General features: G+C 50.7%; 19 protein-coding genes and 2 pseudogenes. 10 read left to right on the top strand and 11 right to left on the bottom strand.

Annotated features, from left to right (window positions below):
- The first annotated feature begins 1,257 nt into the window (after positions 1-1,257).
- Both WFL93_RS22730 and WFL93_RS22725 read left to right on the top strand, forming a co-directional pair.
- Positions 1,258-2,916, top strand: coding sequence for a methyl-accepting chemotaxis protein (locus tag WFL93_RS22730; RefSeq protein WP_336779082.1), 1,659 nt, complete (start codon positions 1,258-1,260; stop codon positions 2,914-2,916).
- Between the two features lie 604 nt (positions 2,917-3,520).
- Positions 3,521-3,709, top strand: a complete 189-nt coding sequence (locus WFL93_RS22725; RefSeq protein WP_072093446.1) for a general stress protein — start codon at positions 3,521-3,523, stop codon at positions 3,707-3,709.
- A gap of 443 nt (positions 3,710-4,152) precedes the next feature.
- On the opposite strand, the pseudogene WFL93_RS22720 reads toward WFL93_RS22725, so the two are convergent.
- Positions 4,153-4,430: pseudogene (locus WFL93_RS22720) on the bottom strand (methyl-accepting chemotaxis protein); the annotation flags it as partial.
- A gap of 673 nt (positions 4,431-5,103) precedes the next feature.
- Here WFL93_RS22720 and WFL93_RS22715 point away from each other — a divergent pair.
- Positions 5,104-6,264, top strand: coding sequence for a diguanylate phosphodiesterase (locus tag WFL93_RS22715; RefSeq protein ID WP_336779081.1), 1,161 nt, complete (start codon positions 5,104-5,106; stop codon positions 6,262-6,264).
- 38 nt (positions 6,265-6,302) lie between these two features.
- Here the strand turns inward: WFL93_RS22715 and WFL93_RS22710 are convergent, their stop codons facing one another.
- Positions 6,303-6,587, bottom strand: coding sequence for a hypothetical protein (locus WFL93_RS22710; protein ID WP_152929144.1), 285 nt, complete (start codon positions 6,585-6,587; stop codon positions 6,303-6,305).
- 315 nt (positions 6,588-6,902) lie between these two features.
- Here WFL93_RS22710 and WFL93_RS22705 point away from each other — a divergent pair, with 315 nt between their 5' ends.
- The 3 genes from WFL93_RS22705 to WFL93_RS22695 all read left to right on the top strand — a co-directional run bounded on the left by WFL93_RS22705 (position 6,903) and on the right by WFL93_RS22695 (position 7,838).
- Positions 6,903-7,067, top strand: coding sequence for a hypothetical protein (locus WFL93_RS22705; RefSeq protein ID WP_161804883.1), 165 nt, complete (start codon positions 6,903-6,905; stop codon positions 7,065-7,067).
- 231 nt (positions 7,068-7,298) lie between these two features.
- Positions 7,299-7,559 carry a hypothetical protein gene (locus WFL93_RS22700; protein WP_049852687.1) on the top strand — a complete coding sequence of 87 codons (261 nt, stop codon included), beginning with the start codon at positions 7,299-7,301 and terminating at the stop codon, positions 7,557-7,559.
- Positions 7,560-7,640: 81 nt separating this feature from the next.
- On the top strand, positions 7,641-7,838 hold the full coding sequence (locus WFL93_RS22695; protein ID WP_049852688.1) for a hypothetical protein: 198 nt from the start codon (positions 7,641-7,643) through the stop codon (positions 7,836-7,838).
- A gap of 218 nt (positions 7,839-8,056) precedes the next feature.
- Here WFL93_RS22695 and WFL93_RS22690 read toward each other — a convergent pair whose 3' ends face one another.
- The 6 genes and pseudogenes from WFL93_RS22690 to WFL93_RS22665 form a co-directional block, all read right to left on the bottom strand.
- Positions 8,057-8,323, bottom strand: coding sequence for a biofilm development regulator YmgB/AriR family protein (locus WFL93_RS22690; RefSeq protein WP_049852689.1), 267 nt, complete (start codon positions 8,321-8,323; stop codon positions 8,057-8,059).
- Positions 8,324-8,455: 132 nt separating this feature from the next.
- Complete coding sequence (locus WFL93_RS22685; RefSeq protein WP_312464204.1) at positions 8,456-8,728, bottom strand: hypothetical protein; 273 nt, start codon at positions 8,726-8,728, stop codon at positions 8,456-8,458.
- A 102-nt stretch (positions 8,729-8,830) separates the two neighbouring features.
- Positions 8,831-9,073: a regulatory protein YcgZ gene (gene ycgZ / locus WFL93_RS22680; protein ID WP_336779080.1), complete on the bottom strand. Its 243-nt coding sequence runs from the start codon at positions 9,071-9,073 to the stop codon at positions 8,831-8,833.
- A gap of 284 nt (positions 9,074-9,357) precedes the next feature.
- Positions 9,358-9,612 carry a hypothetical protein gene (locus WFL93_RS22675; protein WP_049852692.1) on the bottom strand — a complete coding sequence of 85 codons (255 nt, stop codon included), beginning with the start codon at positions 9,610-9,612 and terminating at the stop codon, positions 9,358-9,360.
- A 463-nt stretch (positions 9,613-10,075) separates the two neighbouring features.
- Positions 10,076-10,259: pseudogene (locus WFL93_RS22670) on the bottom strand (general stress protein).
- Positions 10,260-10,523: 264 nt separating this feature from the next.
- Positions 10,524-10,928, bottom strand: coding sequence for a hypothetical protein (locus WFL93_RS22665; RefSeq protein ID WP_312464207.1), 405 nt, complete (start codon positions 10,926-10,928; stop codon positions 10,524-10,526).
- Positions 10,929-11,332: 404 nt separating this feature from the next.
- On the opposite strand from WFL93_RS22665, the gene WFL93_RS22660 reads away from it, so the two are divergent.
- On the top strand, positions 11,333-11,572 hold the full coding sequence (locus WFL93_RS22660) for a hypothetical protein (protein WP_336769020.1): 240 nt from the start codon (positions 11,333-11,335) through the stop codon (positions 11,570-11,572).
- On the opposite strand, the gene WFL93_RS22655 is transcribed toward WFL93_RS22660, so the two are convergent.
- The 3 genes from WFL93_RS22655 to WFL93_RS22645 all read right to left on the bottom strand — a co-directional run bounded on the left by WFL93_RS22655 (position 11,562) and on the right by WFL93_RS22645 (position 14,308).
- Entirely contained in the window at positions 11,562-11,876 is a 315-nt protein-coding gene (locus WFL93_RS22655; protein ID WP_049852695.1) for a hypothetical protein, read from the bottom strand. The genes WFL93_RS22660 and WFL93_RS22655 overlap by 11 nt on opposite strands.
- Positions 11,877-12,255: 379 nt before the next feature.
- Entirely contained in the window at positions 12,256-13,803 is a 1,548-nt protein-coding gene (locus WFL93_RS22650; RefSeq protein ID WP_336779079.1) for a methyl-accepting chemotaxis protein, read from the bottom strand.
- Positions 13,804-14,059: 256 nt separating this feature from the next.
- Positions 14,060-14,308, bottom strand: a complete 249-nt coding sequence (locus tag WFL93_RS22645; RefSeq protein ID WP_049852804.1) for a hypothetical protein — start codon at positions 14,306-14,308, stop codon at positions 14,060-14,062.
- A 231-nt stretch (positions 14,309-14,539) separates the two neighbouring features.
- On the opposite strand from WFL93_RS22645, the gene WFL93_RS22640 reads away from it, so the two are divergent.
- The 3 genes from WFL93_RS22640 to WFL93_RS22630 all read left to right on the top strand — a co-directional run bounded on the left by WFL93_RS22640 (position 14,540) and on the right by WFL93_RS22630 (position 17,144).
- Entirely contained in the window at positions 14,540-14,830 is a 291-nt protein-coding gene (locus WFL93_RS22640; protein ID WP_049852697.1) for a hypothetical protein, read from the top strand.
- A 283-nt stretch (positions 14,831-15,113) separates the two neighbouring features.
- The gene (locus tag WFL93_RS22635; RefSeq protein ID WP_336779078.1) at positions 15,114-16,022 is read left to right on the top strand and encodes a pyridoxal-phosphate dependent enzyme; all 909 of its coding nucleotides are present in this window, start codon (positions 15,114-15,116) and stop codon (positions 16,020-16,022) included.
- Between the two features lie 258 nt (positions 16,023-16,280).
- The gene (locus WFL93_RS22630; protein WP_323169472.1) at positions 16,281-17,144 is read left to right on the top strand and encodes an alpha/beta fold hydrolase; all 864 of its coding nucleotides are present in this window, start codon (positions 16,281-16,283) and stop codon (positions 17,142-17,144) included.
- The last annotated feature ends 225 nt before the right edge of the window (positions 17,145-17,369 follow it).

Genomic DNA, 17,369 nt, shown 5'->3' with positions numbered 1-17,369 from the left:
GACTATGAGGACTTGTCAGCGGTACGGCAGCAAGTAGACTAGTCAAAGCACTACCCATCCGAAAACCTCAATTGCAAAGATCGGCAAGTCTGTTTTTGTGTTTCACAATGTGATTTTCGCTTGAGCTTTACCGGTAACACTCTATGTTAATGAGGAGGCTTAAATCACACATATGGAAGGAAGGTTAACTATGGCAAAGTGTAATATATTTAAAGTAATCGAATTGTCTGCAATTCTTGTCTTCGCGTTAGTTTTGATTTATTTTGTCGCAACCGGAATATTTTCATCTCTTGGTATAGATCATTCATGGCCATATCCTAGCAAGTAAATGAGGTCGGCCCCAGGGAAAACAATTATTTCTTGACTATAAAAATAATAAACCTTCATTCCGCTGTCTCTTAAGCAGGGTTGATTCGCATAAATCGGCCGTATAAGCAAACGTGAACCGCTGTATATTTCCATAAGGAGAAACCCTCTTACTATCATTAACCCCATGACACTCATTTTTTTAAAAATATAAAAATGATCTCTCACCTGCAATGATAGCCTGATGAAATTACTCCCCTGAGATTTGCATTGCTTTATTCTGTTAATATTTAACTGATTTGGCAGCAATGGATGCGTTGTTAGTTATAATCAGCCTTGGCAGTCGAATGTTAGAAAAATTTCAGCATGTTTAATCTAAATATCTCAACTGAAGTTCCATGCAGTTAAAGTAAAAACTGACTGATTTTGGGTCAGTAAAAGCAATAATACCTGAACCTTTAAACCTTGATTATGGGGACGATTTTTTAAGTCACTTCACTCAATGATCCATACCCACTAGAGGTTGGTGAGAGGCATACATGAAAATATGATAATATCATGTACGTTCAAATGCTTAATCTAAAACTGAAAGCTAGCAATGAGCGGATAGTAAAATTTCAGTTTAGTGTGCGAATGAAGCTGCAGAAGTTAGCCATAACCTCTGATGCTCTTCTTCCTCGGGCAGACCTAGAAATCCATGCCAATGATAAAGTTCTTAATAATTTTCATCTATCTCATCCTTATTGAATATGAAGCTTATGAAAGTTGATAACGAGTTGTTACTTTCTTTACAAGGTGATAACTATAATCAATTATTTACACGATGTGCTAGTACATCTGAAGAAACTTTCAAGCCTGTTTGAAAAATATATTATTTATAAATAGTTAAAGCTTGGTAAAACTACGTCGATAAGCTCTGTTGCAATATTTAACATTTACATCAGGGTTCATATGACTATTACACAGCGTTTGTTGCTGGTATTTTTTTTACTGGCATTATCACTTCTCGCGATTGTTTCCGTTTCACTCTCGGTAATCTCAGGCTTCCAGTCTCGCTTTGAATATGTTCAGGCCAATGCAATTCCCAGCATCAAGGATCTCAATAAATCAATTAGTTACACTAATCAGTTAGGCATTGCACTCTACCGCCATCAGACCGCTTCAGGTAGTCAAGACCTGAACCAGGCTGAGGAAAGGATAAAAGATCTGCTGAATACGTTAAAGTCGCTTACGGATTATTACATGGAAAACGATATCTCCAGTGATGAAGATAAAGCGATGACCGAGCAGGCTTTTCATAACATTGATGCGGTTCGTGAGGCCTTACCGGCTTTTTTATACGCCTCAAAAAGCCAAGACAATACGCTTTCTCTGGCTTTACTAAAAGGTGAAAATGGGGTGGGCGCCGCAACACGTAAAATGGAGTCAGAGTTCACGAAGCAAATTGATTTGAATATAAAAATTGGTGCTGGTTTAAGAGAAATCAACAAGAAAATCTACACACAGACTGTTTGGATGATGAGCGGAGTGTCAGTGTTAGTCATCATCGGTCTCGGTATATTTTCTACCAGTATTATCCTTGGCATTAAGCGTAGTTTGAATAGTATGACCAATACTATGACTGATGTTAGTAATAACCTTGATCTTACTCTAGTAGCTCCAGTACTTAGAAATGATGAAATCGGTCAAACCGCATCAGCATTTAACAACTTGTTGATAAAAGTCTCGGCAACACTTTTGTCTGTTAACCATGCGGCACAATCAGTCAGCACAGGCTCCACCCAGATAGCTGCAGGGAACGAAGACTTGTCATCACGTACTGAGCAGCAGGCAGCTTCGCTAGAGCAAACCTCAGCAAGTATGGCCACTTTAAGTGATACCGTTCGTCAGAATGCTGTTGGTGCAGTTCAGGCCAGTGAGCTAGCGAATAATGCTAACGATTTATCCCAGCGAAACGGGAGTGCAGTCAGTCAGATGCTGGAAACAATGTTAGAAATACGTGGAAGTTCCTCAAAAATTTCCGAAATTACAGGTTTGATTGAAGGAATTGCATTCCAGACCAACATACTTGCGCTTAACGCTGCGGTAGAGGCCGCGCGCGCTGGTGAGCATGGTAGAGGATTTGCAGTCGTTGCTTCTGAGGTTCGTAATCTGGCCCAGCGCTCCTCAACTGCTGCTCGCGAGATAAACGAGCTTATTTCAGTTTCCGTTGCTCAAGTCGAACAGGGTCTTGAGCAGGCAACGCACGTGGGTAATAATACAGAAAATGTCAGTAATGCTATCCAGCAGGTTGCCGATCTGGTTAATGAAATTGCTGCAGCAACCTCTGAACAAAGCAAAGGCATAGAGCAGGTTCATCTTGCCATTGGACAGATGGACGAAGTCACACAGCAGAACGCTTCCTTGGTTGAAGAAGCTTCCTCTGCATCTAAGTCTTTGCAGGAGCAGGCTGAAACCTTGTCGAGGCTGGTTTCTACGTTCATTTTAAACGAATCCACAGCTCAGGTTGGTGTAGCAGTTAACGCACAGACAGCCAGAACGTTACAACTTCAAAAGAATACTCCGTTAATTGCTCCAGAGGTGAGTAAGGCAAACTGGGAAAGCTTTTAGTTCTTAACTTTCTAACCATCGATTTACCCAACGAAAGCGCTATTTAATCAGCGCTTTCACTTTTTACGCTTGGCTGTAAGTCTCAGAATATCAAATGTCTGTGAAAAATATTTGGCATGTAAAAATCTAAATATAAAACACAAGTCTCCATTTCCAAAATATTTCACAGCTCAACTTGTTATTACAATGGTTTAACATTACTTAGCGTGGTTGAGGAGGAGCATGGATTTTTTAGGTCCATTAGTTACTTATGGCCTACTCTGATAAAAGTCAGGTCCATTTTTAAATGGTCTTGCCAACAATTTGACGCCATTGCATCCTCCCTTAGTATGAAAAACCTCGATTCCACTGATAGATACCTCAATTTGCAATCAATGCTGTTCATACAAAAGAATATTTATATCAAAGTTCTTGTCAGGAGAAAAAGCAGTGCCAATTAAAACCAGATTTTCGAACATCATCACTTTTTTTTAGAAAGAAAATTACTCAGAATTAGTATCATAAATTACCTAAATTTGAATTTTTTTTATTCCTTGCTAATGTTTATTAGTGTTCATAACTAAAGTTTTTAAATAATTTTTATTCACTCTCGTCAGGAGTTAACATGGTCACACATCGTGGTGGAGCAGGTAATTTCGCTGAGAATCATGAAAGAGCAGTTGAGGCTGGCCGAAAAGGCGGCCGCGTAAGTGGTGGTAACTTTAGGAATGATCCGGCTCGCGCCGTCGAGGCAGGGCGTAAAGGAGGAACCATCAGTAAACGCAAGCCGTTGTCACAAGATCATTTAGAATAAATAAATTTTTTTAAAAGCCGCTTGCAGCGGCTTTCTTTAATCTTTGTAACTTTCTCTTGCTAGTAGTCATTATATTCTCAACAAAGTTATCCCAACTCTGTCTGCTGATGTTAAAATTAGGTGTGCCAGATTATTGGATTACGTAACCAGCAACCTTATTATCCCCTTCTCAGTTGTATAAGCAGCAGATCCGTTTATGTCTTGATTTCTAACGCGCTGAAACTTTTCATGCATACAGATTTAACCATACGGTAATCCATTTTTTACAGATACTACGCGGAAGTAGTCAGTAGCACTGAAGAACGAGCACATGTATACCTCACATGCTCCCCAGAGAAACAAGCAGCCATGACCCTGAGTTCAACGCGTCCGCAGTATACAAATATGGCTTAAACCTTGAATGTCTCCACCATTCCGCGCTGTGCCTGTTCTGAAAGTGACTGTTAGGCGGACGAGGATTATTCCATCAGAGCTGCATTATTCTGCGTTCCCCCGTCGATCTGGCTGACGGCAATGCTGACCTGAGAGATGCCCTGCATCTGTTAGGATGAAGCCAGCGAAATATTATCCATGGCCTCGGCCACTTCGCCCACCATACCGACAATTTTCAGTATGCTGCACCTGCACCTGCGACCACACCGCTATCAACAACACTTACTGCCTCCGTCATCAGTTGCATGATGTCATGCGCGGCATTAGCACTACGCAGCGCAAGCGTCCTGTCAAAGCTGCCACTGTATGCCCGAGTATATAGGGGTGGAATTAATTTCTGATGCGATTTAAGCGCGGGAAAAGCGGAGGGTTTCGTACCTGACAGGGTCTCCGGCCTGTACACGCCTGCGCGCGACCGGTGAGGATCTCTTCTTAGTCGTGTTCCGGTCAGAGCTGGACTAAGTCCTTTGGCGTCAGTTCTTCTCGTCGTTCAGGCCTGCCCCGGCTCGTGTAAGCTCTTCAGCCAGCATCTGGCTTCGGATATTTCTGTAAGCCGCTTATCGCTGCTGCCAGTCTCAGCCATGCGTCCGAGTTCGGAAATAAGCGAATGCACGCTTATTTCCCTTTCGCCCGGAGCAAGACTCAGTGCCGCTTCGTCAATAATGACGCGCCTTTTCCCGTATTGTTGAATAGACAAATTTATTACCTCTGTTTTACGTTGATGACAGCCTCACGCCACACTTTTGACACCGCTGAATAAAGCCCCCGAAGGATGTTCTGAAAAACCACTATTCCGCAATAATTTATTTTGATTACAAGGCTACGAGTGCGTTAAAAACTATCGTTTCAGACTTTCTGAATGTTTATTCAGCGTCTCATCATGTCCGTTGCCGGTCCGGTTTGAGAAATGGCGGCTGGCTGCTATGGTGCCCGTGACAATCTGTGGCAATACGGAGCCTGAAATGCTTACAACAATAATTTACCGGAGCCACCTCGCTAATGAGGTACCCGTCAGCGTTCTGCCGGGCATGGTGGAGAAGGCCAGCCTGCTGAACGCCCGACATCAGGTCACGGGGATCCTACTCTTTAACGGCACGCACTTCTTTCAGATTCTGGAGGGGCCGGAGGAAGGCGTACTGGACATTTACGGCCGCATCTGCGCCGACCGGCGCCACCACAACGTGGTTGAGCTGATGCGCGACTATTCACCGTCGCGCCGCTTTGGCAACCACGGCATGGAGCTGTTCGACCTGCGCCATCACGACAGCGGCAGCGTGCTGCAGGCGGTGCTTGACCGCGGCACGTCTAAATATCGTCTGACCTATGACGACCGCGGCCTGCAGTTCCTGCGAACCTTCGTGGAAGCACGTGAGAAAGAAAACTACTTTGAGGTCCTGCCCGCCGACTACTGGGACTTCGTGCCGGATGACAATGGGTCACCGGCTGCGGCAGCGGGCGTTACCTTCCGCCCGGTGGTCGATCCGCTCGGCCGTAAGGTCACGGCCCTTGAGGCCCTGCCCGATGACGTGCCGGCGGGGGTCTCCGGCGAGGCGCTGTACGAGCATAATCTCGATGCGGTCATCGGAGCGCTGCACAGGGCCGGCAGGTCATGCCCTGACGACATCATGCTGTACCTCAGCATTCTGCCTATGACGCTGGTTTATGTTCCGGACGCCGTCAGCCGGCTCGTCAGCGCCATTGACAGCGCCGGGATGGTGCCGCAGCAGATCATACTGGGTGTTAGCGAGACGGAGGTCATTTCTCAGCTGGAAGCATTTTCTCAGGCGGTGCGCCAGCTGAAGCAGGCCGGCATCAGCCTGTCCATCGATAACTTTGGTGACGGCTCAGCCGGACTGTCGCTGCTGGCGCACGTGCAGCCTGACCGCGTGCGCATCGGCGCCGGGATCGTTCGCAATATTCACCGCAGCGGCCCCCGTCAGGCGGTAGTACACGCCGTGCTGCGCTGCTGTTCGGCGCTGGAAATTAACGTGATCGCGGCGGGCATTGAGCAGCCGGAGGAGTGGATGTGGCTGGAGGCGGCGGGGGTCACTGATTTTCAGGGCGCGCTGTTCACCGCTGAAGGCGCGGCCGTCGCCTGGCCGGAAACACGGGAAGCCGTCTGAGGCACGGGAACAGAAAGGGGCCCGTGGGCCCCGGATGATTAACAGGCTGCGGCACGCTGAGGCGGGTGCTGCGCGGCCATAACGGCCGCCGGCGCTTCAGCCTTTTCCTGCCGCAGCGTTCTGCCGCGGTTGGCCTTTTCAAGCCAGGTGCGGAAATGCGTCGTCATGACCGCCGCGTGCTGCGCGTCCGGCGTGCAGTAAATCAGCAACCGGCTTTTGGTCTGGTTTGTGCAGTCGATGGCATAAATCTCGATGCCGGCGTCGCGCTGCTCGCTTTCAATTGCTGTGAAATGCATCTGAGGCCAGCGGTTCACCTTCAGCATAAACTCACCTAAAATCATTTTTTTTACCTCTTATTGTTTTAAAACCGGTACTCTCTACACTGGTCCGCCCAGTGTAGAACTGGTTGCAAACTCTGCAAGTGGCCAACAAGACATTAAGCGTAAAGGTTTCGTAATCCCCCTGTTTTCAGCGACGGAGGTACCTCCAGCATGCGCCAGCGGGAGATGTCCGGCAATCCGCCGGCAGGCTATCGCTGCAACAGGGTTTAACGCACAGGAGACGCAGCAATGCTTAGCTAACACAGGCTTACTCAAATCGCCGGTAATCCGGAAAATCATGACGCAGAGGCCGTGGCGATGGCGCAGGAACTCCTGCAGCTGCGTCGCACGCTGGGAATGCCCTGGGCCGTGGTACAGCCGCTGGGCGAACTTTACGTTGAGGACTGGAATGCGGCCATGATCTGGCCGGCGAGCCTGGCGGAGCGCGGCGACGTCTGCCTGTATCGCCTGGAGAAGCCTTAACCGGTGGCGGAGCCCGCACCTCCAGCAGCAAAGCAGCGCGGACGCAGCAAGAAAATGTCCGCGCAGGAGTGAGGCACCGTCAGAGCAGGATACCTCCCTCCCTGGCAGCGTTACCGTGGCGCGTATTTACACTGCGGTGAAAAAGTTTTATGCGGACAGATTACCCGTTCATGTCCAGGCCAGGTGTGCTGTGGTAAGCTCTGCGCCCGAAACCTGCTGCCGGATAACCCCATGAAAAATGACTTTGAAGAAAAAATGGCCGACATCATGATTGGCGAGGCCGTAACAGCGCTGCTGGATGAGGACGTGGCCATCAGCTGGGCTGTCCTGACAGACCGCCTGCGCGCGGCGATTGAGCATGAAACGGATGAAGACCGCGTTCGCGCGGGCCTGCGCGCTATCGAAGAGGTCCGGCGGGAAATGCACATTCGCGCCGATGAGAAGACCGGGGTCGCCAGCGCTGACAATCTGTCATCGCAGAAGCTTCACTGAAGTCACCCGGGCCGCCGCTGTATCTGCTGCGGCGCCTTTCAGTTATACTGTACGCTTATCCACCTTACGGACGGAGGTCATATGAACGATGACACCACCGCCGAAGATATCTACGCCGTTATCGGAACGGTCGTGGCGCGCCTTCTTAAGCCGGACCAGTACCTCACCCTGCACGAAATCACCAGCGCCTTGCACAGCATGGGCGAGTCGGCTGGCGCTGCCGCATTGCGCGAAAATTGCGAACGCGCGGTCAGACTACTGGCTCAGCAGATGCACTGACCTTCAGATTTATCCCGTTATGACGCGTTTCCCTCGCGCAATAACTGTGGCGTGCCACACTGTTAAAAGTGAAATCTTTTAAACCGGGAGGTGCCTGTGAAAGTCTGGATTGCCGTAACCCTCGCCGCCGCAGTCACCTGCCCCTTGTGGGCTTCGCAGGGAGGATTCGACTCTCCGCCTGCGCTGAATGCCGCGCAGGCTGCGCAGCACAATTAATCTCATAAGGCTTCATCGTCGGGCGTTTTACCCACCACGATTTCCAGCGCGCTGCGCAGCACGTCAAGCTCGTCCATGTCTGAGGTGCTTTCGAGCTCGGCAATCAGGTAAAGGATGATCGCTTTGCTGGTCACCTTTTTACCGTGGATAACGATATCGCGGATGACAGCGTCCAGCACGGCGGTTTCAGCGGCCAATGCGTCGCCGCCGCTGCGGAAGTGCTGGATGATGTATGCTTCAGAAGTGTTAAGTTTCTCATTAACTTGCATGATGTTATCCGTCAGGCCCTGCGGGCTAATGTGGCCAGGCAAATGCCTGAAATAAAAACGGCCACCCTCCGGTAGCCGCGTCCTGCGGGCGTCCTGCCACTATCCGCTATAAACGGAAATCTCAGCTGAGGCTCAGTGCTTACGACCACTGTCAGGTGAGAGCTCATCATTAAAAGCCAGTATTGCTGCATCACGAGTGTTACTTAATCGTGGAAGAGTAGCTTCAACTTCCTGAATAGCCATCATTACTGCTTCCCGTCGCTCAGCATCCTGTTCAGTTTGAGTCATGGACTTAAGCACGCCAATCAGCCTTACAGTGCTGATGTCATCGTCGCCATCAAGCATAGCTATGACAGCATCTCCTAAAACAGCGTCAACGAGTCTTTCTGGTTTACTTCTTTGCATACCCGCGCCTTATGGTGCCTGTCCTCCGGACAAAGTGCCGGTCGCCCAGTCCGGACGGCCCTTGTATGCATGCTGCGGGGCGTTTCACCTGGAAATTAAAACTTAACGCTCGAACAACATACCGATAAGCGTCTGATAATGACGCTCTTCTTCCTGACTTGATGCCGCTTCAAGGCGGTGTAACAGCTTGGTGCAGATGGCCTTACGGTTGAGGTTCTTGCCCGAGCGCAGGATTTCGCCGACAATCTGCCCAAGGGTTTCCTGTTGGGTCGGCGCCGACGCCTTGCTGAAGTAGTGTGCAATGTCGCTCGCGGCATCCGGTAATTTCGTGACATTCTGACGCATGGTGAACCCCTCAATGGTTAAAATGTAGTCGACTCTGTCTGTCCATAAAGTTATACAATCAAATCAAACTTGTACAGCAATTGTGATGCTGTACAAGTTATCTTTTTTTTGCAAAAAGTGCTAGCCGTTACTAAACAGTAGCTTACGTGAGTATCAGCGCGCGAATGATGAGTGCGATAATAAAAGGGTTGTACAGCATTAAGAAAGCTATGGCTGGCCTGCGTGTTGCGAGAGACGCTGGAAAGAGGTCCGCCCGGTTTTTGTCCCGAACGGGCGTAAACCCTTCAGTGAACTGAGCCCTGACCCGCTCCGGTAACCCATCTGAGCTCGTCACGGTTACCTGAAGCTGGCATGAACCCGCGGAGCCAGTGTTTCGCCTCTCTTATCTGCACGCAGCGCGCAGGATTTTCCTCGATGGCAGCCATCTCAGCCAGCGCCCTTACAAGCGAGTCAACAGTAATATCCGCATTATTTAGCGCCAGATGAATCACAGCTTCGCCAATAATCAGCTGATTTTCGTTGTGATAATAATCAGGCATGCTCCACTCTCCATCAGCCTTATTACGGTATTTCAGTGTAGCGGTTTAATGAGCTGAAGTACGGTCCGGAATGGTTATTTTCAGCGTAGCGCTTCCTTAATGCGAAATAAATTCAGTCCCGTTAAGAAAAAAACGCCTTAAATTCATAATACTGACAGATTATCAGGGATAAAACTCAGAAAACACTGAATAAACCTTATGTGGTCCCTGAAATCGTTTTCATCTTTAAAAGTTAAAGTCATATGGGATTTAATCTCAGGAATGGATTTAACACGATTTGAAAATATTGCAGGCCTTCTTAGAGAGATATTGCCTGTAGCAATGCGCAGCGGGCTAGAAAAAATCATGCGATAATTCGTTATAATTAATCTCCGCCGACCCCAGGGAAATTAGGTAATATTAATTTCCTAATTGAGATCGCCGGGATAAAATTTCACCGCCGGTGCGAATCTGTTTGCCTTAATTAAATTTCAGGTTTAGGGCCCCGGCGGCTGATAAGTCCGCCCTTACGGCCAGCCACGCGTGCGCGACCGGGGCGGTGTTTGAAGTTGCCTCCGCTGGCTGTACCGCCTTTGTTGCCCGTCCGGAGAGGCGCGTGCCGGGTCGGCCGCGAAGTTTCCGGCACCACTGCGCCTTACTGTTGTCATGATATCTTTCTCCAGATAAAAAAATGTCCTTTGTATCAGGCAGTGAAATCCTGCAGGTCTGGCTGATACTCACTGTCCGCCGCGCACATTTTTTCGTAGATACGACGGTGGACACGTGCTGCAGGACGCCTTAATCTGAAATGCGGGCGTTATGAGCCCCCCGGCTTGCTACTCCGGCGATATACGCAGGTTGTGTGGGCTGAACGGCGCGTGACATCCCTCCGGTGGAGAGTTGTTCTGCAGCCGCGTCGTTCCGCATCCGTATTATTTCTGCGCAGCGTTAAGGGGGTGCGTACTGATGACAACCCGTCGTCTCAGGTGGCTTCCTGGCTCGGCGCCCCAGCAGAAGGCGGCCCAGTGGCCGCAGAACGCCAGCCAGCTGCGCACCGGGTGCAGGCAGCCCGATTCGCCTGTGCCGTCCCACACGTATACGTAGTGCTCCGGGTCGCGCAGCGCCCAGGCAACCATCCCTTCCCACATCACTTTTGCCGCGTTGGTCTGCGCGCTGTCGGTAATGATGATCGACCAGCGATGAAGAAAATGGCAGAAAAACCGGCGCGCCAGGCCGTGCACCGCCACCTCGTGCTGCGGCTGGCGGGTGCGCCATACCATGACCTGTATGCAGGCGCGCTCCGGCGAGGTAAAGTCTTCGGCTTCTTCCAGCCTCACTGCATATGCGGTCTCCGGCTCTGGCTCCTGCGTTATAAGCCTGAACTGTCGCTCTGCTCTGTTCTGCCATAGGGTGTAGCCGAACGGCGTCACAAACCCGGGCAGCGTAAACGGCTCCACGTCGCGGGAAAGAAATGCGCGGGTGTCGGCCCGGTTGGTGTCTTCCGGATTCAGTACCTAACTGAAGCAGGTATCGGGCAGGGTAATGGGCATGCTGTCGTCCGCCGGTATTTTTCTGTTCACTGAGCCTCCCCTTATAACCGGAGCGTTAATTTTATCGCTGAATTGTCTGCAATAACTGGTGGCGCTGTTTAAAGGATGGTGCACCGGTGGATTACTGCTGTACACGCGCCGGTACATCGGTTACTTTGCGCCCGACCTCATTCTTTATGCACGGGTATTTCATGCGACAGGACGGACTACCGCCGGAAAAAGATGCCGGGCTGACTGGCTACTTCAGCCAGGTCACCCACCCCGGCCAGATTGCGCTGCTGGGACGAATCACCGTCGATATCCTGCGTCAGGAACGGCGTCTGACGCGCACAGCGCTTTGCCTTAAGCTGATTGCGCGCCTGGACTGTACCGGCGATGAGGCCGAGGCGGCACACCTTACGGCGCTGCTCCGGATGCTGTTTAATCGCTGAATCCGGAGCGGAGTGCCGGCGCGGCACCGGTTAAGGATTGTCCGTCGAAAGAAGAGAGCGGCAAACGGAATGCCGTGCTGTCCCGCTGTAAATACACCGTCCGCAGATGGCGGTTACAGATAAACCAGACTTCGTCGCGGTCGTTGGAAAGAATGAAATAGGCGTCAGACGTTTCCGACGGGTTAAAGCACCCCAGCGCCCGGTAGGCCGTCGTTAGGCTGAACCCGCTCAGCAGCGGCAATGGCCGCGGGCCGCCCGGCAGCTCTTCTACCCTGAGATACATACCCTCTTCCATCCACAGCATGGCCACCTCCGCAGCGCATCTTCATTCTTCTGTAAAAGTACGGCGCCGGGTACCTCCCGGTGATTCAGGAGGGCTATCATCTGAATTGCGCCTTTGTTTCTGCTATACCTGTGTAGCCTGGCCCTGTCGTATAAAGGGATTCACCATATTAAGAGCATAACTGCTAGTCAGCTTTTATTTACTAACGTCAGGCTAATGTCCACTACTTGCGAACAGCGGACATTCATTTTAAGATTTTGTATTCAATTTCATTTTGCGTTGCATCACCAGTCTTGTCATAAGAGTTGAATTCTGCTGAGCCCCTTCCCTTATGTAGCGTAGCAAAGTGTCCGATTAAACAGCAGCCTATAATTATCCTCACACCCTATTGCCACTGACCTTATACCCTGAAGGCCTCAACCATTCCGCGCAGCGCGTGTGCCTGCTCAGACAGTGACTGTGAGGCAGACGAGGATTCCTCAACCAGCGCGGCGTTATTCTGGGTTACACCATCCATCTGACTGACGGCAATGCTGACCTGGGATATACCCTGCATCTGTTCGGATGAAGCCAGTGAAATGTTATCCATGGCCTCAGCCAGCTCGCCCACCATACCGACAATTTTCATTATACTGTGCCCTGCATCTGCGGCTGCGACCACGCCGCTGTCAACAACACTTACTGCCTCCGCCATCAGTTGTTTGATGTCATGCGCGGCATTCGCACTGCGCTGTGCAAGCGTCCTGACTTCACCCGCCACCACGGCAAATCCCCGCCCTTCTTCACCTGCCCGGGCGGCCTCCACTGCAGCGTTTAAGGCCAGAATGTTTGTCTGGAAGGCGATACTTTCAATTACGGATGTGATATCTCGCACCTTCGCAGCGCTAACAGATATGGCATTCATTGTGTCTGACACGCGCTGTACATCTGTACCGCCTGAACGGGCAACTTGCGCTGCTTCACGGGCTGAACCCGCTGTCTGCTGTGCACCCGCAGTATTACTTTTCACTGTAGCGGTAAGCTGCTCCATGCTGGCGGCCGTTTCCTGCAGCGCGGCCGCCTGCTGCTCGGTGCGGGAAGAGAGTTCGGTATTACCCTGCGAAATTTCATCCGCAGCAAGCGCCACGGAGCTGGCGGAATCCTTTATCTGAGAAATAAGCCTCCGCAGGTTTGCCTGCATACCATCCAGTGAAGCCAACAGGCTTGTTTTATCATTACCTCGCAGAATTACCTGACTCGTCAAGTCGCCAGAAGCAATTGCTGCTGCGAGTATCTCAGCATCTTTTGGTTCCCCGCCTAACTGGCGCATCAACGTCCTGACTATCATAAAAATGGTCAGAAGAGAGAACAGGACTGAAAGAGTCGTGAGTGAGAGAAGTAAAACGGAAGCCTCACGTACAGATGCGCTATTAACTGCTACCGTATCCCGGCTAAGCTTATTCTGTACATCGGTAAGCCCATCCAGGGCATCGGACAGAGCCTTCTGAGCCGGGCGCGCCGTATTCAGCAGATAGTCAGCGGCTATTTCTGACTGGCCATTGTCCATCCCCATTTTTCCTGCAACTGTCAGTGTATTCAGAGCGACACTGTCTGAGGACAGAATACGGTCTAACGCTGATTTTCCTTCAGGGGAATCGTTATGCATCATGCTGGCAACCAGTTGTTCGCGTTCCTGAAGATACTTTTCATGTAAATCACTGACCTTTTGCCATTCATTTTTCTCCTGCTTAGGGTCTCTGAGAAGAACGATGTCTCTGACTGAAACTGCCATGTTATTAACTGCAGCACGCATGTTCAGGACAAGCGTAAGGCGCCTCATTTTGTAATTTACCGTATCGTCCATGCCTTGCCGGGATTCCCTGAGCGCGTGCAGAGACAGGCCGGTACAGATTAAAAAGCAGACAACCAAAAAACCGTAGCCTGAGAAAAGACGAACCGATATTTTCATTTTTTTTCCTTGTGGGCGGGAGAACAACTTCTTTATCGGCATGGAGCCAGATACTAGTAGCTTTGATGAGTTACGAACTGTTACTACCTCTCTCAGCACAGTTGCTTGTTTGCGAGGCCGCCCGGCTACCGTGAGGGCACGGCGCTTATGCCCGCCGTTGCCGGCGCGCAGTAGAGGAGACGGCCATAATGCGGAGCGCAGCGACAGCCTTATTACGTGCGTCAGCACGGGAAAGGCCGCACGGGGGCGGCTCCCTTCAGCAGCGTTCCTCCCTTGCGGCCAGAATGGTGTCGGCGCAGTGTCGCAGGAAATACCAGCTGAGACTGACGTCTGCATCGAGCGTGGCGTCGGCCAGCGCGATCGTGGCCAGCACCTCCCCGTGCGTCAGCTCCGGCGCCACGTCGTCGAAGTCATCGGATACCCACAGGTGCACCACGCAGGGCGTATCTGGCGCAAAGCGCTGCAGCTGTTCGGCCAGCTGGCCAGTTGTATGAGGTTGATTCATGGTCACTCCGGTTTGCAGGTTGCACGGCATCAGCGCCGTGACGTCACGCCAGCCGGGCCAGTGCGCAGTACGCAGGGTCGAGGGACGAAGCCGCACGCGCCGCCGGAGCGGACTGAATGTCCCGCGACCGGCGGGGAACGGGTGAGTTACGAGGCGAAGCCTACCTTTCGGACGAAGCGGCCCGGCTAAGGTGAAGTCACGGCGCCGCCCGACGGCAGGGAGGGAGGTTGCATGCACTTTTTAAGGGAGCAATCAGGCACCCTTTATGACGGCGCTCATGAAACGCTGCCGGCAGCCGAAGATATGATGTACACACCCGATAATTGCGGAACACAACAAATGGCCAGAGCCCTTCCCCCGACCTACCTCCCGTTTTCACCTCCCTGCCTGGCAGAAAAGCTCCGTGAAATCGCTGATTTGCTGGAGCAACGCAGCACCTTAATCCGTACAGCGGAGCGCCACTACACCACCGGCAGCCACGGTGAGCCGGTAACTGTTATTCACATTGAGGTACGGGATTAGTCTGAATGAAGTTTTAAACAGCGACAGCGAGGGTGAATCCTGCTGACTGACCATTTCACGGCTGCAGTCAAAATAACCAGAGTATCGAAAAAGTGCCTTTCTCTGACCGGCTGCTTTGAGCGAAAAGCGGACGCACCGTTACTTTGTCATGATGGAACTGTAACCGGCACTTTCATTAGCCTTTGTATCCATCCCTTTACGCTCGTCCCCCTTATGATAAATCTGTCTCTCAGACTGAAACGCTTCCCGTTTATCAGAAAAAGAAATCATAAGGATCACACGCATGGGAATAAGTATCCGGACTCCTCTTATACATTCACTGCCATTAAGTCAGCATTGCGGATGCCATGTCTGGCTTAAAATGGAATCTTCCCAGCCGACGGGATCGTTCAAGCTCAGGAGCGCAGAGAATATTTGTCGCCACTACGCGGAAAAGGGCGTAACAGCCTTCATCAGTTCATCCGGCGGCAATGCAGGCACAGGCATAGCGGTGGCACATTGCGGTCGCAAACTGGGGTTGCCGGTCACTGTCGTGGTGCCAGAAAGCACGTCTGCCAGGGCAAAGCAGCTTATTGAGCAGGAAGGCGCCAGGCTTATTGTGCACGGGAAAGTATGGAGTGAGGCGAACGACTACGCCCTGTCACTGGCGACAGATGACATCATCTGTGTGCATCCCTTTGATCATCTGCTTTTGTGGGAGGGCATCAGCACAATCGTGGATGAGGTCATCAGCGAAGGGGTAAAGCCTGATGCGGTGATTCTTTCCGTAGGCGGCGGAAGCATGCTGTCCGGCATCGCTCAGGGGCTGGAGAAACATCAGCTTGGCCATATTCCGGTTTACGCCGTGGAAACCCACGGCACGGCCTCTCTTCACGCCTCGCTTAATGCCGGTAAGCTGGTGCGTCTTGACAAGGTCAGCGGCATAGCCACGACGCTGGCCGCAAGCCAGGTGTGCGAAAATGTTTTTAATGTGGCCAGACGGCTGGATGTCAGAGGCATGCTGGTTTCCGACCAGGAAGCGTTGCAAGCCTGCCGGCGCTTTCTTGATGACCATCGCGTGCTCACGGAGCCAGCGTGCGGGGTGTCACTCTCACTTTTGTACGATCGCAAAATCAGGTTTAACGCTGCAGATAATGTACTGGTTATTGTTTGCGGCGGGGCATCGGTCACGCTGGAAGTTATAGCGGGCTGACAGAAAAGCAAATTGATTGTGCCAGCGGTTATGCACAAAAGGTTTTGCCAACTGCCGGTTAGTTAACCTTTTAAGTAAGTTAAGTCTGCTTTGAGCGAGAAGCGGACATTCATTTTAAATTTTTCCCATAATGTATTCTTGCGTTGCATTAACAGTTTTGCCATGAGGGGTGAATATGCTCGGCCCCTTGCATAGCAAAGTGTCCGACTAAACAGCAGCCTATAATTATCCCCACACTACTGCCGTGGGAGTCAGCATATGTTTGAAGGATTTACACATACACGAGTCAGCCTTTCAGAAGCAGAGCTCAATGTGCGCTATGGGGGGAATGGACCACCTGTTCTGTTATTGCATGGACACCCTCGTACACATGTAACCTGGTCAAAAGTCGCTCCCGAACTGGCTAAATCATTTACCGTCGTATGTCCTGATTTACGGGGGTTTGGCCAATCGTCAAAGCCGGCTGATCAGTGTGATCATGCTGGTTCTTCTAAAAGAGCTAAAGCAAAAGATTGTATTGAGTTGATGAGTCAGCTTGGTTTTGAGCAATTTGCGCTTGTTGGGCATGACAGAGGGAGTTACACAGCTTACAGAGCCGCTCTTGACTATCCAGAGCGAATCACACGGCTTGCCGTACTTGATTGCATTCCAATACTAGAAGCCCTCAACCGGTGTAATGAGAAGTTTGCACGGCAGTGGTATCACTGGTTCTTCTTTGCTCAACCAGAAAAGCCGGAGCGGGCAATACTCGCTGATCCTGACAAGTGGTATGGAGGGCAGCCTGAAACAATGGGAAATGAAGAGTACTTTGAGTTCAGAAAAGCTATTCATGATCCGGAAACTGTACATGGGATGCTCGAAGACTATCGTGCCGGCCTTAGTATCGATAAAGAACATGAGCTCCAGGATCGCCAGAAAGGAAACCTGATTATGTGCCCAACGCTTTGTTTATGGTCGAAATATGATGATCTGGAAGATATATATGGCGATGTATTAGGTATCTGGAAAACTTGGGCACATGATGTTCGGGGCAAGGCGATAGCCAGCGGTCACCATATGGCCGAGGAGAATCCAAAAGAAGTCACGGCTGAATTACAGCGTTTTCTGTTGCAACTTTGCTAGCAGCATACAGATATATACTTATAGTGAAATGGCAACGTCCGCTTCTGGCACGTAGCGGACAGCTGAACGTGAGGAAGTCCGCTTGAGCAAGATGCGGACGTTAAAATAATGATAGCATGGGTAGTCTTCCACCTTAAAAACAACCCCCATTGTGAACCTGAAGAATTCTGGCTATAAAAAAGAAAGATAACTCATAGAATCCATCAAAAGCTCAGGAGACATTTT

The sequence above is a fragment of the Pantoea sp. USHLN256 genome (assembly GCF_037149875.1).
Lineage (GTDB): Bacteria > Pseudomonadota > Gammaproteobacteria > Enterobacterales > Enterobacteriaceae > Pantoea > Pantoea nemavictus.
Note: the sequence above shows the minus strand (reverse complement) of the source record. Positions and strands in the feature narration are given on the sequence as shown.

What these genes read in the sequence shown, in the direction of transcription:
- WFL93_RS22730 (WP_336779082.1), top strand. Translation starts at nt 1,258, where the DNA reads ATGACTATTACACAGCGTTTGTTGCTGGTATTTTTTTTACTGGCATTA.
- WFL93_RS22725 (WP_072093446.1), top strand. Translation starts at nt 3,521, where the DNA reads ATGGTCACACATCGTGGTGGAGCAGGTAATTTCGCTGAGAATCATGAA.
- WFL93_RS22715 (WP_336779081.1), top strand. Translation starts at nt 5,104, where the DNA reads ATGCTTACAACAATAATTTACCGGAGCCACCTCGCTAATGAGGTACCC.
- WFL93_RS22710 (WP_152929144.1), bottom strand. Translation starts at nt 6,587, where the DNA reads ATGCTGAAGGTGAACCGCTGGCCTCAGATGCATTTCACAGCAATTGAA.
- WFL93_RS22705 (WP_161804883.1), top strand. Translation starts at nt 6,903, where the DNA reads ATGGCGCAGGAACTCCTGCAGCTGCGTCGCACGCTGGGAATGCCCTGG.
- WFL93_RS22700 (WP_049852687.1), top strand. Translation starts at nt 7,299, where the DNA reads ATGAAAAATGACTTTGAAGAAAAAATGGCCGACATCATGATTGGCGAG.
- WFL93_RS22695 (WP_049852688.1), top strand. Translation starts at nt 7,641, where the DNA reads ATGAACGATGACACCACCGCCGAAGATATCTACGCCGTTATCGGAACG.
- WFL93_RS22690 (WP_049852689.1), bottom strand. Translation starts at nt 8,323, where the DNA reads ATGCAAGTTAATGAGAAACTTAACACTTCTGAAGCATACATCATCCAG.
- WFL93_RS22685 (WP_312464204.1), bottom strand. Translation starts at nt 8,728, where the DNA reads ATGCAAAGAAGTAAACCAGAAAGACTCGTTGACGCTGTTTTAGGAGAT.
- ycgZ (WP_336779080.1), bottom strand. Translation starts at nt 9,073, where the DNA reads ATGCGTCAGAATGTCACGAAATTACCGGATGCCGCGAGCGACATTGCA.
- WFL93_RS22675 (WP_049852692.1), bottom strand. Translation starts at nt 9,612, where the DNA reads ATGCCTGATTATTATCACAACGAAAATCAGCTGATTATTGGCGAAGCT.
- WFL93_RS22660 (WP_336769020.1), top strand. Translation starts at nt 11,333, where the DNA reads ATGCGACAGGACGGACTACCGCCGGAAAAAGATGCCGGGCTGACTGGC.
- WFL93_RS22655 (WP_049852695.1), bottom strand. Translation starts at nt 11,876, where the DNA reads ATGCTGTGGATGGAAGAGGGTATGTATCTCAGGGTAGAAGAGCTGCCG.
- WFL93_RS22650 (WP_336779079.1), bottom strand. Translation starts at nt 13,803, where the DNA reads ATGAAAATATCGGTTCGTCTTTTCTCAGGCTACGGTTTTTTGGTTGTC.
- WFL93_RS22645 (WP_049852804.1), bottom strand. Translation starts at nt 14,308, where the DNA reads ATGAATCAACCTCATACAACTGGCCAGCTGGCCGAACAGCTGCAGCGC.
- WFL93_RS22640 (WP_049852697.1), top strand. Translation starts at nt 14,540, where the DNA reads ATGCACTTTTTAAGGGAGCAATCAGGCACCCTTTATGACGGCGCTCAT.
- WFL93_RS22635 (WP_336779078.1), top strand. Translation starts at nt 15,114, where the DNA reads ATGGGAATAAGTATCCGGACTCCTCTTATACATTCACTGCCATTAAGT.
- WFL93_RS22630 (WP_323169472.1), top strand. Translation starts at nt 16,281, where the DNA reads ATGTTTGAAGGATTTACACATACACGAGTCAGCCTTTCAGAAGCAGAG.